9 protein-coding genes are annotated in these 14,893 nt (G+C 50.7%); 4 read left to right on the top strand and 5 right to left on the bottom strand.

The annotated features are described in order from the left end of the window. Nucleotides 1-78: 78 nt before the first annotated feature. The 3 genes from SH580_RS15750 to SH580_RS15740 all read right to left on the bottom strand — a co-directional run bounded on the left by SH580_RS15750 (nt 79) and on the right by SH580_RS15740 (nt 4,870). Entirely contained in the window at nt 79-3,120 is a 3,042-nt protein-coding gene (locus tag SH580_RS15750) for an SUMF1/EgtB/PvdO family nonheme iron enzyme (protein WP_319831792.1), read from the bottom strand. A gap of 9 nt (nt 3,121-3,129) precedes the next feature. Then, nucleotides 3,130-3,687, bottom strand: coding sequence for a flavoprotein (locus SH580_RS15745; protein ID WP_319831791.1), 558 nt, complete (start codon nt 3,685-3,687; stop codon nt 3,130-3,132). A 100-nt stretch (nt 3,688-3,787) separates the two neighbouring features. Next, nucleotides 3,788-4,870 carry a GntR family transcriptional regulator gene (locus SH580_RS15740; protein ID WP_319831790.1) on the bottom strand — a complete coding sequence of 361 codons (1,083 nt, stop codon included), beginning with the start codon at nt 4,868-4,870 and terminating at the stop codon, nt 3,788-3,790. Nucleotides 4,871-5,008: 138 nt separating this feature from the next. Between SH580_RS15740 and SH580_RS15735 the strand changes: the two genes are divergently transcribed. From SH580_RS15735 to SH580_RS15725, 3 genes are read left to right on the top strand one after another with little or no spacing between them, the layout of a single operon-like run. Further along, nucleotides 5,009-5,896: a carbohydrate kinase family protein gene (locus SH580_RS15735; RefSeq protein ID WP_319831789.1), complete on the top strand. Its 888-nt coding sequence runs from the start codon at nt 5,009-5,011 to the stop codon at nt 5,894-5,896. Between the two features lie 17 nt (nt 5,897-5,913). Next, complete coding sequence (locus tag SH580_RS15730; RefSeq protein WP_319831788.1) at nt 5,914-7,629, top strand: purine-cytosine permease family protein; 1,716 nt, start codon at nt 5,914-5,916, stop codon at nt 7,627-7,629. A gap of 20 nt (nt 7,630-7,649) precedes the next feature. Next, nucleotides 7,650-9,146 carry a mannitol dehydrogenase family protein gene (locus SH580_RS15725; RefSeq protein ID WP_319831787.1) on the top strand — a complete coding sequence of 499 codons (1,497 nt, stop codon included), beginning with the start codon at nt 7,650-7,652 and terminating at the stop codon, nt 9,144-9,146. A gap of 320 nt (nt 9,147-9,466) precedes the next feature. Here SH580_RS15725 and SH580_RS15720 read toward each other — a convergent pair whose 3' ends face one another. Then, nucleotides 9,467-10,465: a transposase gene (locus SH580_RS15720; RefSeq protein ID WP_345786200.1), complete on the bottom strand. Its 999-nt coding sequence runs from the start codon at nt 10,463-10,465 to the stop codon at nt 9,467-9,469. Between the two features lie 312 nt (nt 10,466-10,777). Between SH580_RS15720 and leuA the strand changes: the two genes are divergently transcribed. Further along, the gene (gene leuA, locus SH580_RS15715) at nt 10,778-12,463 is read left to right on the top strand and encodes a 2-isopropylmalate synthase (protein WP_319831785.1); all 1,686 of its coding nucleotides are present in this window, start codon (nt 10,778-10,780) and stop codon (nt 12,461-12,463) included. On the opposite strand, the gene SH580_RS15710 is transcribed toward leuA, so the two are convergent. After that, nucleotides 12,432-14,831, bottom strand: coding sequence for a PAS domain-containing sensor histidine kinase (locus SH580_RS15710; protein WP_319831784.1), 2,400 nt, complete (start codon nt 14,829-14,831; stop codon nt 12,432-12,434). The two genes, leuA and SH580_RS15710, sit on opposite strands and share 32 nt — an antisense overlap. Between the last annotated feature and the right edge of the window lie 62 nt (nt 14,832-14,893).

Here is a 14,893-nt window from a genome sequence, read left to right as displayed (position 1 = left end):
ATTAGTTAGGGAGTTTTGAGGGTATGTGCGAACATGCTCTAAGCTAAAATTAGAACAGCAAGCGAAAAGCTACTAAAACTATAGTTCTGGTGCGATAACGACTCTAAAACCGAGAGCATCGCTCTTCACGTTTGGGCTAATTTCCTCACGAACTGCCGAACGCACGCGAGCCGCGGAATCTTCCCATCCACCACCACGTACCACGACTCGTGCCCCATCTGTTCGCGGATGCGGATCGATTAAAGAGTCACCATCAAGTCGACCATTATAGCGATCGAGTGTCCATTCACGCACGTTACCATGCACATCATAAAGCCCATATGCATTGGCTTGATAGCGGCCTACAGTCGACGTGCCAGGCCCCGCGGGCGCACGCAATCCATCTTGACGGTCGCGCGGATAAACGCCTCGAAATTGGCCTTTAGTGGCATCGGCCTCTGAGCCGAAGTGAAATGGCGTTGTGCTACCTGCTCGTGCAGCATACTCCCACTCGGCCTCACTCGGCAAGCGGTAGACATAGCCCTCAGGCAGTCGCTCTGCTTCGCGCTCAAAACTGGTGAGCAACTCACAAAACATTTGAGCCTCTTCCCAACTGACACTCTCCACAGGACGCGCACCACTCTTATATTGAGAGGGGTTACGCCCCGTAATTTCATAATACTGGGCTTGAGTAACTTCGTAAACCCCGGCCCAAAAGCCGCGTGTAAATCGGACCTTCGTTTGCGGCCCCTCATTAGGCAAACGAGCATGCTCCGGCAAAGGACTGCCCATCTCAAATTGCCCCGCAGGCACCCATGCAAATGAAATATGGAAATATGGAACCGTCCAGCTTTGCCCTTCTGTCGGTCCAGGAATGGCGACAGGTTGCACCTCCCATACGAAAGTTTCGTTTGGCGATAGCTGAAAAGTACGCAGCATGGTTAAGTGATTTCTCACGCGTAGCTCAAACTCGACCTCACGATTAGCCGGAATCTGAATAGATCCATCCACAAGACTAGCTGCGTGTCCATCCAAGCGTACCTCCGCTTTCAGATTACCAGGAATTTCCAACTGCACCACACCCGGGCGCGGATTTAAAATAAAATCTAAATCATACACCTGCCCGTCTTCCACCTCTATGGTTTCCTCTTGTGAAATATAGAGCGGGTGCTCCAGCCGTATGCGACGCTCGCCCGCGGGCACAAAACTAAGAGCGCGGTCTCCCAAAGAAAAGGACGCATCATCAATAATGACTTTAAGCTCCTCGTTCATTTCGTCCGGCTCGGGAGGGCTCTCCCCGGAAACACTCACTCGAAAACGGAGTGCCCCGGAAAGTGGCACTAACTGACCAAAATCAATCAACATTTCTGCCCCTGGCTTCACTTCGACACGACGTCCGAGCGGACGATATCCATCCAATCGGGCAAATATCAAATACTGATCATTGGGAATCACTTCGGGTAATGACAGAGGCGTTTTTCCCAACTCAACATCGTTAATGGTAATTGATGCGCCCGCGGGTTCACTGCGGACATTCACCGTCGCCGGCAAAGGCAACAGTGGCGCATCAATTTCGGAAAGTGTACCAAACTCAATCGACTGATTTTCCAATACCTTTGGCTGATAGCCGTCCTTCTTAACGATCACGTGATAAGTACCAGCAAAGATCCCCTTCTTCAGCGAAAAAGTACCAGTCTCATCAGCCACGCCCAACTCAATCTCATGATCACGCGCATCGACCACAGACACCGAAGCCCCCGGCTCCGTGTGAATCGTCATATTCGTCCACGCAGGCTTTAGTTCGACTCGGGCCCGCTCGGTAGCGACCTTGCCCTCAGCAATACTCACTCGCAGGACTTGCTCAATATGATGCGGCGCAGAAATGCGCAACTTATAATCCCCCGGCTGCACATTCAGCCGAAGGGCACCTTGACTCGCAAAAAAACGCTGTTTGTAGCCTACGAATTCAACCCTGGCGACCAGCGGCTTGACACTCAACACAAGCGAAGGACTCTCGCTCGCCTCCGCCAGCTCTGCAACAGTACGGCTATAATCAACTTCCTCGGTATAACTCACATTCAAAAAGGAGGCACAAATCGCCGTCAGCGTAAGACCAATCAAACCGATAATAAAGAGGCGGTAAATTCGTGCCGCAAGCTCACCTCGTTCGACGATCTTCCTCGGCACAGGGATGCAATCAATTTGCCGCTGAACAAAACCAGCCCCTTCCGACTGCGGCTCCTTCTCCGTCCCCTTCAGCCCGAGCAAGGCAACTTTACAGGATTGATAGCGCTTATCCTGAGCGCGTTCGAGCGAGTTTTCGAAAAATACATTCCAATTTGGTGACAGCTCTTCGACATATGCGGTGGGCGGTTCGTATTTGGACAGTATCGCCTTGCGCCCAGTCAACAACCAGTAGCCCACAAAGCCGACACCATAAACGTCGACACGCGAATCCTCCGACACCCCGGATCGATATTCGGGACTCATCACATCGAAAGAGTTCAGACGCCCCTGAGTTTTACTGGAAACCAAGGGAGAAACTGACGCAGAAACAATCGACTCGAACAAATCCACTCCCAGACATGCCTTCACCCCGAGCCCTAACAAACGAATACTACCATCTTCTTGAATGTATACGAGATCCGAATCGAGGTCGCGATGGTCCACTCCCTGTGAATGCGCATACCCCAGAGCACCTAGCAATTGAGCAATCAGCCGAACGGCTGCTTTCACGCCTACACCTTGCTTACCAGGCACCCCGTGGGCTTCAAAATACTGACTCAGTGTCTGCCCCTTGACGGGATCCAGAAAGATGCAAATGCGACCATCGATCTTATTACAGTCCCGAATCTTCGGAATCGCTTCATGATCGAAGGAAGAAACCGTCTTCTGCAAAACCTCTAAACGCTTAAGAAACTTGTCATTTCCGTCCGTACGATGATGAAAGATCGCAACCGTTACGTCGTGAAGATCCCGAATATGCTGCATGTGGTAATAATGTGCGAGGAGTCCCGCACACATACACTTCACGACCCGATAGTTCCCAAAACTTTCGCCCGATTTAAGCACGCGGTTCTTAAGCTGCTCTTTTTTCTGAGCAGCTATGACGCTTTCCGGGGGGTTGGGTTGGTTCTCCATGCGATAACGCTAACCTCGATCAAAAAAAGCCATCACAGCATCGACGATCTCTTCGACTGACGCCAGTTTCCCCTGCCCTTCGTAGCCACAAGCCAGCATACCGCTTTGTGGTTCGATAAAGTGACACCCACGCTCTTGCAACGTATTGATGTTAAACTGAGTCGCTGGGTGAGCGAGCATCTTACCGTTCATCGCAGGTGCGATCATAACTGGAGCCGGTGTCGCGAGATGGATCGAAGTCAACAGATCCGGCGCCAGCCCTTGAGCAAACTGTGCAATGCAATGTGCCGTCGCCGGCGCAACCAGAAGCAGATCGGCACGATCCGCCAACTCGATATGCCCAGGTTGCCAACTGGCCCCCTCATTCCAAAGGTCGGAGGCGACAGGGTTACGCGCAAGCGTTTGCAAAGTCAGTGGCTGGATAAAATTACATGCCCCCGCGGTCAAAATGGGAAACACATCAGCCCCCGCTTCTGTCAAGCGACTGGTAATATCAGCCGCCTTAAACGCAGCAATCGAGCCTGTGACTCCCAATAAAATGGTACGGCCTTTTAGGTTAGTAGTCATATGTTTCACTTCATGTAAAATGAAGGGAAAAACCCAGACAAACAAGACTCAAGTCATACCTTGACTTGTCGTATCCATGCCCAGCCACTGAACGAATGATTCACGGGGCAGACTCACGCAAAACAAGCCGCCCCTTTAATGTCGTCCGGTGCGTCGGCCCATCGGGGTGCTCAATACGTGCAATCATCGTATTCACCGCAACCTTCCCGATCCCAAAGCACGGTTGCTGATAACTCGTCAATGGAACCGCCAGCAGTGAGGCGTATTTGACATCATCAAAACCGCAAACCTGGATCTCCCCCGGGATGCGTATGCCACGATCGACTAATATACGCAGGAGTCGCGCCGCAGTTGCATCATTAGCACAAACCACACCATCGACTTGGCCCTGCTGTAGCGACTGAATCACGTTTTCAGGATACTCTGCCTCAAAGTTGACAGTCTGCAGGTCCTCCGTGCGATAGCCGTTTTGCACCAAAGCCTCACGCACCCCAATCTGCCGTAATTGCACCGTCATCGCCGGATTGGGCTCCGAAACAAACCCAATCCGTCGACAACCATTCGATATCAGATGCCCCGCAACGACGAAGCCAGCTTCAATATTATCAATCCCGATCAAATCATAAGGGGTCTGGCGTGGCCACGGGTAAATATCACGATCCAACAACACCACAGAGATCCCCGCACGACTCAAACGCTCAAGTATCTCTAAATTAAAGTCTTGGTGATTCTGTATATACTCGATCGGCGTAAAAAAAACACCATCGACCTTCATACTGATAAACTGACTGGCCAAAGAATCAGCCATCTTACGAAAATCCTGCGCACGTCCCAACTCGGGAGGGCGTATAATTTGCATCCCCGACTCATGCGCACACTCGGTGATGCTCGCACATATCGGTTCAAAGATCTCAGTCTGAGAAAGTTGTGGCACCAATAACCCTACCCTCAACGCAGCCACCTGCGGCGGCAACACCTGGGTGCCAAAGCCCGCCCGACGGCGCACGATGCCTTCATCACTCAGTAAATTAAGCGCTTTGGCAATCGTCGGACGCGATGTCTTAAATTGCTCACAGAGCTCAGATTCAGGCGGCAAGAGCGCCCCCACCTGATAGACCTGACTGCGGATCTGATACTTTATCGCATCGTAAACTTGCAAATACTTCGGCTTTTCTGAACTCATAATCTTTAAATGTAACTATAATGTAATTACAAAGTTAGTCAAATGTTATTTAGTTTATTTACAAAATAGATACATTCAACAAACTAAAAATAGTCACCGCCCCTAGGGCGCATCTGTTAATTCACCCACACGATACCCATGAATAAAAATTTTACCGTAGCTGGCATTGGAGAGTTACTTTGGGATGTATTCCCCCATCGAGCTCGCATCGGCGGAGCACCTGCCAACTTTGCCTGGCATTGTAGCCAAATCGGCGCAAAGGCCTACCCCATTAGCTCGATCGGCAAAGACGACTTCGGCCATCGCATGCGCACCGAACTCGACAAAGCTGGCGTCGACACCTCTTACATCTCAACAAACGAGACCTACCCCACGGGGCAAGCCAAGGTCACCTTCGACCCTGTCGGCAAGCCCAACTACGAGATCGTGCTCAACGCAGCCTGGGATCATTTAACACTCACGCCCGAACTCAAACAATTGGCATCGAAAACCGATGCCATCTGCTTCGGCTCACTCGCTCAACGTTCGCCCGAAAGTCGTGCAAGCATTCAAGACTTCCTAGCAGCGATGCCTGCGGACTCACTTAAAATATTCGATGTAAATTTACGCCAAGCCTTCCACTCTAAAGAAGTGGTCGAACGCTCTTTGCAATTAGCCAATATCTTAAAATTAAGCGATGAGGAGCTCGCAGTATTGGCCAAGTATTTCGGACTTACAGGCAACGTGAACGAACAACTCCAGCAACTTCAAACACAGTTCGACTTACGCCTGCTTATTTACACGCGCGGCGAACATGGCAGCCTACTCGTCAGTGCTGAGGCCATCAACGATGCCCCTTGCCACCCCGTCGACATGATCGACTCCGTCGGCGCAGGAGATTCTTTTACAGCCGCCATCTGCATGAGCCTGCTACATGGCTTACCGCTCAATCAGGTTAACATCTTCGCAAATCAAGTTGCCTCCTTTGTCTGCTCTCAAGTAGGTGCCACCCCCGTGTTACCAGATCAATTTAAACTAATTAAGTAAGGAAATCAGATACCCCAATGAGTCAAAACACTCCCAACAATGCACTGGCCAATGTCAGTGCAGAACAGCTCCCCATTCCCGAAAACAAACTACACGGGTGGAAGCATTTTCTAGGCCTCTACGCCGGTGAACACGTCGCTGCAACTGAGTTTGTGATCGGCGCCACCTTTGTCGCACTCGGCGCAAAAACCATGGATATCCTGCTAGGCCTGTTGATCGGAAACATCCTGGCCATCCTCAGCTGGACGCTCATCACCACACCAATCGCGGTGCAAACTCGCCTGAGCCTCTATACTTATCTCCATAAGATCGCGGGCGACTCGATGACAAAACTGTATAACTGGGCGAACGTAATCATATTTACAGTCATCTCGGCCGCCATGATCACAGTCTCCTCGACCGCGGTCCGATTCCTATTCAACATTCCTGCACAGCTCAACTGGTATCCCAATAGCGCCGCCTTTGTCACAATTGTCCTCGCGGTCGGAATCATCGTGGTCTTCGTGGCCATGTATGGCTTCAACGCGGTCTCCGAATTTTCAGGACTGTGCGGGCCATGGCTCTTTGTCATGTTTGCCAGCGGCGCGCTGGTCATGATGCCCAGTCTCACCGAGTCAGTTCTGGGCTATACCATGCTCCAGAGCTGGAGCGATTTCATAACAATCGGCGACCAATCCATCTGGACAGGAGTCAATGTCTTTGGAGAACCTGGAATCGGACTAGTCGAGGTCATCGGTTTCGCCTGGGCAGCCAATACCATTACGCATATCGGCCTCATTGACATGGCCTTATTGCGCTATGCCAAGAAAAGCATTTACGGACTATGCACCAGTTCTGGCATGCTCTTCGGGCACTACATCGCCTGGATCTCTGCAGGAATCATGGGCGCAGGCACTGCCGTCATGGTAAAATCTTCCATCGCATCACTTGACCCCGGCGATGTCGCCTACCACGCACTCGGTATGTCTGGCTTCGTCATCGTGATCGTGGCCGGTTGGACCACCGCCAACGCCAACCTCTATCGCGCAGGGCTGGCCGCGCAGGCAATCTTTCACAAACATTCACGTAAAAAAACGACATTAGCTGTGGGTATCGTCACCGTAATCGTCGCCTGCTTCCCCTTCGTATTTACCAAAATGCTCCCTTTATTGACCTACGCAGGCCTACTAGTGGTGCCCGTCGGCTCCATCGTGTTTACCGAACACGTAATCTTCCCACGCATCGGCTTCACCCGCTACTGGCTAACCTATCGTAAATTGACACATAGCACCCCAGCTGTCACATCTTGGATTGCGGGCCTGATATTCGGATTTGGGCTCAATGCCTTGGATATCATGTCCTTTTATTACCTATTCATCCCCACCTGGTTTTTCACCGCAATCCTATACACAATTTTAGCGAAGAAATACGGAGCCGCAGAAAAATATCCTGAACAAGTCGCTGCCGATGCCGAACGTAGTAAAGTAATAAGCGCCTACCAAGACCAACAGGCCGCCGACGCACCACAACCAATTACAGACACCTCCCGCTTCACCAAAACTCTACACTTTCTATCTCGCACCAGCTTGGCCATCACGCTCCTGCTCGCCCTATCCACCATGTTCCGCAGCCCCGATCTCGAGGCCTATGACTTCAATCGAGAACTCTTTTACCGCTACGCATTCCTCTGCACCATCATTTACTTCGGCGCCGCCTACTGGGCATTACGCCGCAAAAAAGCTCTGCTCAAATAAAACCTCAATCCATAAATCCCATGAAAGAATCCATTGCTCTCAATCAAAAAAACCTCCCCCTATTTACCGAAAAATTAGACTGCCCACGCTATGATCGCAGCCAAGTCAAAGCAGGCATTATCCACATCGGCGTAGGCGGTTTTCACCGCTCACACCAAGCCTACTACACGGATCGCTTAATGAATGAAACAGACAGCTCCGAATGGGGCATCTGCGGAGTCGGCCTAAGAGATGCCGATCGTAAGATCGGAGATATCCTAGCCAAACAAGACTACCTCTACACACTCATCGTCAAACATCCTGATGGCAAAATTGAGAACAGGGTGATCGGCTCCATTGTAGACTTCATGCTAGGCTGCGACGATCCAACAGCCGTCATCCAGCGAATGGCCCATGCCGACACAAAAATCGTTTCTCTGACCATCACCGAAGGTGGCTATAACTTCAACGCAGCCACCGGAGAATTTGACTGCAAGAACCCCGGCGTCAAACACGACATACTAAACCCCGATCAACCACAAACAGTCTTCGGCTTTCTAACTGCAGCCCTCAAGTTACGTCGCGCGGCCGGACTCCCCGCATTCACGATTCAATCCTGCGACAACATCCAGCACAACGGCAACATGGCTCGTAAAGTCTTACTAGCATTCGCTCACAAACAAGATGCCGAACTAGCCACATGGATCGAACGCGAAGTGCGCTTCCCCAATGCCATGGTCGACCGCATCACCCCCGTGACCACCCCAGCCGACATTCAATACTTAGATACAGAACTAGGCTTAAAAGATGAATGGCCCGTCACCTGCGAACCCTTCATCCAATGGGTCATCGAAGACAGCTTCAGCAATGGTCGTCCCGCTTGGGAAGACGTCGGCGCCCAATTCGTCCCCGACGTCACCCCTTACGAGACGATGAAAATCCGCCTATTAAATGCAGGACATTCCGTGCTTGGCATACTCGGCTCACTCCACGGCCATCAGACTATCGATGGATGCGTCGCAGATACACTCTTCGCCACCTATCTACGCCGCTTTATGGACTTTGAGGTCACCCCCGTATTGGAGCCCGTCGAAGGCATCCATCTCGACGATTATAAAGACTGCCTCATCGAACGTTTCGGCAATCCCAACATCAAAGATAACCTCGCCCGAATTTGCCTCGAAAGCTCCTCAAAATTACCAAAATTCCTGATTGCGACCATCCGGGAAAATCTCGCTAGCGGCGGCAGCATCGAATATGCCACCTTAGTCATTGCCGCCTGGTGCTATTACAGTGACAAAGGTATTAACGAGCATGGCGTCCCACTCGACATCGTCGATGAGATGAAATCCGAACTCCACAAAGCAGCCACCGCTACCGCCCGAGACCCCCTCGCCTTCCTCAAACTCAAGTCAATCTTCGGTGAACTCGCGAAAGATAAAACATTCACCAAAACCTACAGCAACATGATCCAGGCGATTTATGAAAACCCTAAAATCGCCCAACACATGCAAGCCATTCTCTTCGGCCGCGAATAAACCTAAATCCTTAATTCAGAAGTCAGGGCTCAGAAAACAGAAGCCAGTCACTGTTAATCAGTTCGTTATAAAAACCACGACATGCGCCATTTTGGCGAGACAGGAAGTACTATAACATATTGATATTCAGAGCTGACCTCTGTCCTCCGTCCTCTGTCTTCTGACCTCTGTCTTCTGACCTCTGTCTTCTGACCTCTGTCTTCTGACCTCTGTCTTCTGACCTCTGTCTTCTGACCTCTGTCTTCTGACCTCTGTCTTCTGACCTCTGTCTTCTGACCTCTGTCTTCTGGCCTCTGTCTTCTGTCTTCTGACCTCTGGCCTTAGCCAAAGACCTGTCTTCGCAGAGCTTGAATGACCGCCAAGTCTCCCCATTGCCCCCCACGCACCGGGTTGACTTTAGGCGGATGCTTACGTCCACGCTCCAACTGCCAAGCATCCACATAAGTACGAATAAACTCAGCAGAACCTAAAATCGCCCCATCCGTAAAATAACGAACCCGACAGCGCAGAGCAATCGAGGTAGGCAACGCTCCTTCCTCCGCCTCCATCACATGCGCCGCTTCCTCACGGGAAATCACATGTCCCGGCTGATTCCCAGGACAAGCGCCCTTCCCAAATAGCAACATCCGATGTGCCCGGAGCACATCCTCCGCTCCAGCGCCGGCCACAACATCCACCCACACAGCCCGCAGCCCCAGAACCGCCATAGGCACCCTCGCCACCGCTTCCGCGTAGCCACAAAAACGGTAATCCTTCGGATCCTCCACCAAGCCAGCCCGCACCGGATTCAAGTCAATATACGCGGCCATTGTTTGCAAAGGATTCCCCTTTCCCTCGACCAGCACAGATTTAAAACGCTCCGCCCAAAGTGTGCCAAAGCGTTCATGTGATTTATTGTACCACACACAAAAACGCTGTTTCAGTGTCTTCATAAATTCAGACACATCATACATACGAACCAGCAAACGTTCACGAATCGCCACAGCCTCCTCACCGCCCGCCTGCAACTTAGATTCCAGAACCTTAGCCGAAGCCTCCTGATACTTCGTAGGCTTCGGGTAGAGCAGACGAAAACGGCGCATCAACTCCTGGTCACTCACCGCTTTCGCGCATGGAACACGCACCAGCACATGGAAGTGGTTAGACATCACACAGTAAGTCAGCACTTCCACTCCCGAAAAATCAGCGATCTGCCAAATCATCTTACGCAGCACCTCCTTATCACGTGATTTAAAAAGCCTCTCCCCATTGACCGTCCGAGTCATGCAGTGATAAATCGCATCACAATTAGATTTCGCCTTAACGCGCCGCTGTCTCATTCAACAACAAAAACACAAACCAACTATCCTGTAAATTTTTTTCGTGCCTGTCCCTAATAATAAATGGGGAAGCAACACTTGACAGCCACAGACTGCCGATAGACGATGCAAACTAAATGCATAAGACGATTAAAAGATTCTGGCTCCTGAAGCTACTCCCCTAGGGGGATTAGAAAACTCGTCTGCGGGCATGATGCCCGTCTTAAATAATTCTTGGAACTTTGAGTTCCTATCTGGCAAGCGTTCAAGATATGCGCTTCCGTTTTTCTGAAAAACTGCATTTTAATTCGTATTCATTTACCAAGGATCCTCATGCAAACTGGCAAGATCACCAAATACACCCCTTTTCAACAAATCGATTTGCCCGACCGTCAATGGCCGAGTAGAACGATTACCCACGCGCCGATCTGGGCGAGCGTGGATCTGCGTGACGGCAACCAAGCTCTCGCCACTCCGATGAATGTGGACGAGAAACTGGAAATGTTTGAGCTTTTAGTCGGTATCGGCTTTAAAGAAATTGAAGTCGGCTTTCCTTCTGCCAGCGACACAGAGTTCAACTTCATTCGTCGCTTAGTGGACGAAAATCGTATTCCTGAAGATGTGACCCTGCAAGTATTGGTCCAAGCCCGCGAACACTTGATTCGCCGAACCTTCGAGAGTCTTCAGGGAGTCTCAAAGGCAATCGTACACTTGTATAACTCAACTTCGCCAGTACAACGGCGCATCACTTTTAATAAATCGAAAGAGGAAATTAAAGCGATCGCCATCGAAGGCACACGCTTGGTTAAGAGCTTGATTCAAACGATTCCTGATACGAAAATCCGTTTTCAATATTCTCCCGAGAGTTTCTCGGACACCGAGGTTGATTACGCTTTGGAAGTCTGCGAAGCTGTTATGGCAGAATGGCAACCCACCGAGCGTGACAAGATCATCCTGAATTTACCAGCGACTGTGGAAGTGGCCACGCCAAATGTACATGCGGACCAAATCGAGTGGTTCTGTCGACATTTAAAAGAGCGCAACAAGGCCTACATCAGTTTGCATACGCATAACGACCGCGGCACAGGTGTCGCAGCAACCGAATTGGGCTTATTGGCTGGCGCCGACCGCGTCGAAGGCACGCTGTTTGGCAACGGCGAGCGCACGGGGAACCTGGACATTGTTACTGTGGCTCTGAATCTTTACACACAAGGTGTCGATCCATTGCTCGATTTCAGCCAATTGGAGCACATCCGCTCCGTCTATGAACGCATCACTCGCATGACGGTGCACGACCGCCACCCTTATGCCGGCGACCTCGTCTTCACAGCATTCTCTGGTTCACACCAAGATGCGATTAAGAAAGGCATGGACTTGCGCTCGGTGACTGACACAGACGGCATCCGCTGGGAAGTCCCCTACTTGGCGATCGACCCGGAGGACATTGGACGCGATTACGAAGCAATCATCCGCATCAACAGTCAAAGTGGCAAAGGTGGTGTCGCTTATATTTTGGAACGAGATTTTGGCTTGGAACTCCCGAAAGCAATGCACCCCGACGTGGGCTTGACTATTAATAGTCGGGCCGACCAAGGCAGCCGTGAGCTTTCCCCACAGGAAGTTCACGAGGTCTTCATGCAGAAGTATGTGAACCTCAGTGCTCCATTGGAATTACTTTCTATCGAACGCGAGGATTTTGCAAAAACCGGGGAAGTGAAAGTGGAAGCAGAAATCTGTATCGAAGGAGAAACCATGTTGGTCGCTGGCACAGGTAATGGCCCAATCAGTGCTTTTGTAAACGCTCTACAGATCAAGGGTTGGAAGGACTTCAAACTGCTCGACTACCGTCAGCATTCGATTGGCGGCGGATCAAAGACCAAAGCGGCGGCCTATATACAGATTAAAAACGACGATGGTACGGTCAGCTTCGGCTGTGGTATCAATGCAAATATCGAGCTAGCTGGCTTACACGCATTGGTCAGCGCCTTCAATCGCGCGCACCCAAAGCCTTCAAAATAACATCACTGATCACCTGCGGCCTCAGCTGGCATTGCACGACGTCGTGCATCCCACTGAGGCGGCAGCGATCTTTAGATACTTTTTGATTCTGTGGCGCACAGCCGATGATGGACTCAGGTTTCGAGATCAGAGTGGTGGACGAAATCTTACGAGCGACTTCAAGCGACTTCAGTTCATCTCCCATCCAGATAAACATAATATTGTAATGGCGACGTCGATACGACGATCCACTTAAATCATAATCCTCAGTAGAATGTGGCGTATAACCAAGCCGACGGCAGGAAACGATCAGAGCGCGCGTGTCGTCTTCAGGCCCGACCACGAGGATATCACAGGGATGCGACGCGGCGATACGCTCTACGGGATCGAAAGGTGATCGAGTCAGTCCTTCAAGCGGATAGTTTTCGCCGATTAACTTAGAGCGAACGATAAATGCGAAAGTCGCCCCTTTGCCCGCTTCGCTTTCGACCCAGATACGCCCGCCCATCGCATCGACGAGTCGTTTACAAATAACCAGGCCTAATCCTGTGCCCCCGTATTTACGCGTCGTGGATGCATCCACTTGGCTGAATGCCTCAAACAAAACATGCTGCCGATCCTGCGGGATACCGATCCCAGTATCTTGGACCCGAACTTCCAAATAATCATGATCTGGCTGATCTAAATAACCTATCGGCTCGAGAGGATCGGGGCGATAAGCTTCATCAAGCTCAGACAAATTGACCGGACGAACCGAAACATTGACTTCTCCCGCATCTGTAAACTTCAGCGCATTTGACAATAAATTTTGCACGATCTGCCGCAAGCGCTCCATATCTCCGGCAGCAAACTCCGTGAGCTGATCGGAAAGTGTGAGTGTGATTTCTACATTCTTCTCAGCAGCACGCCCCTTAAATAACTTCACACAGTCTTCAAAACAAAGAACCAAGGGGAACTCCTGCACCTCCAAGTCGAGTCGGCCTGCTTCAATTTTTGAAAAGTCCAAAATATCATTCACCAGTAACAGCAAGCCCTTACCGCTGGTATGAATCGTCTGAGCCAAATCCAACTGTTCGTCTTCGAGCCCGCCTTCTGTGAGTAAGCTGGAAAGGCCAATAATCGCATTCAAAGGTGTACGAATCTCATGCGAAATCGTCGCGATGAATTGACTCTTCGCCCGATTCCCCGTCTCGGCACGCTCCTTTGCTTGCTTCAGTTCAAGCTCTGCCTGCTTTTGATCCGTGATATCTTGCATGGTGCCCATGACTCGCCGCGGCGAACCATCCACATCATATTCGGTAACTCGAACACTGTCCTGCATCCAGACATAGTGCTGTTTATCATTCCGAATTCTATAATCAACCCGCAATGAGCCTGAACCATGATGATAATAATCATGATATAATTCACTGACGTGAGCGCGATCATCCGGGTGTAAGCGCTCTTCCCAGAGCTTTAGCGGCGATTCTCCTGGGACTTGTTCCGCCCCGAGCAAGCGATACCAGTTTTCATCGCAATTCACCTGCTTGGTTTCCAAATTTTCATCCCAGAAGCCCATGCGGGCATTATTCAAAGCTAGATGCAAATTCGCCTCACTTTGCCGGATCTTCTCTTCGTAAAGGCGCAAGGCGGTTTCATCGATCATCAGCGAAAGCGTGCCAAAGTCATCCTCCTGATCGACCATCATCCGCAAAGTCAACAAAGTCATACTTAACTTTTGTCCACGATGATCGGTGAGTTCTATGGATTGATATCTCACTGCCGAATCGTCGGAGGCCAAGACCTCTTCCACAGACCGATTCCAATCATCCCCGAGATCAACTGGCGGCTCTTTACTGCTAGAGTTAAAAATTTGTTTAGTCGTCAATGGCGAAAACTCTGCCCATCGCTCGTTGACAAATAAACTCCGTCCGTCGCGCGCACGCACCCAAATGCCAATTGGCAATGCATCAAATATCTTATACAGCAGATTCTGGCGCTGGGCCGAAACCTCGACTGTTCGCTGACGAAGACCGACGGCAAGTGCCGCCCCCAAAGAAAACACAGCGACCAATACATTAAATCCGCCCAAAAAAAGTATCCCTGCTAAGCCCGACAAGGAGGCAAATACCCCCATTTCCATACAGAACCCGTAGCCGCTTACGAGTAATAGAAGAACACTTGAGGCGATGACCCCTGCCATTTGAAAAAGCAAGCCTGCAAGGACAGCCAAGCCCAGCACCAACGGCAAGAGCAATAAACTAAGCGCAGATGGCCCATCGTAGAATAATATGCCAACAACCAAAGCCAACAGCTGCAGCGCATACACCCACAGTCCCGAAATACCACCAAACAGGTAAAAGTATCCTGCCTTCCGATTCGCCTTTGACTGCAACCACTGAGAACTCATTCGTGATAACGATATTGCTAAGCAAAATGCCCAACAGCAAGCCTTATAGGCAATAGCCCTCA

The organism is Coraliomargarita algicola (genome assembly GCF_033878955.1).
Lineage (GTDB): Bacteria > Verrucomicrobiota > Verrucomicrobiia > Opitutales > Coraliomargaritaceae > Thalassobacterium > Thalassobacterium algicola.
This window is presented reverse-complemented; position numbering and strand designations above follow the sequence as displayed.

What these genes read in the sequence shown, in the direction of transcription:
- SH580_RS15750 (WP_319831792.1), bottom strand. Translation starts at nt 3,120, where the DNA reads ATGGAGAACCAACCCAACCCCCCGGAAAGCGTCATAGCTGCTCAGAAA.
- SH580_RS15745 (WP_319831791.1), bottom strand. Translation starts at nt 3,687, where the DNA reads ATGACTACTAACCTAAAAGGCCGTACCATTTTATTGGGAGTCACAGGC.
- SH580_RS15740 (WP_319831790.1), bottom strand. Translation starts at nt 4,870, where the DNA reads ATGAGTTCAGAAAAGCCGAAGTATTTGCAAGTTTACGATGCGATAAAG.
- SH580_RS15735 (WP_319831789.1), top strand. Translation starts at nt 5,009, where the DNA reads ATGAATAAAAATTTTACCGTAGCTGGCATTGGAGAGTTACTTTGGGAT.
- SH580_RS15730 (WP_319831788.1), top strand. Translation starts at nt 5,914, where the DNA reads ATGAGTCAAAACACTCCCAACAATGCACTGGCCAATGTCAGTGCAGAA.
- SH580_RS15725 (WP_319831787.1), top strand. Translation starts at nt 7,650, where the DNA reads ATGAAAGAATCCATTGCTCTCAATCAAAAAAACCTCCCCCTATTTACC.
- SH580_RS15720 (WP_345786200.1), bottom strand. Translation starts at nt 10,465, where the DNA reads ATGAGACAGCGGCGCGTTAAGGCGAAATCTAATTGTGATGCGATTTAT.
- leuA (WP_319831785.1), top strand. Translation starts at nt 10,778, where the DNA reads ATGCAAACTGGCAAGATCACCAAATACACCCCTTTTCAACAAATCGAT.
- SH580_RS15710 (WP_319831784.1), bottom strand. Translation starts at nt 14,831, where the DNA reads ATGAGTTCTCAGTGGTTGCAGTCAAAGGCGAATCGGAAGGCAGGATAC.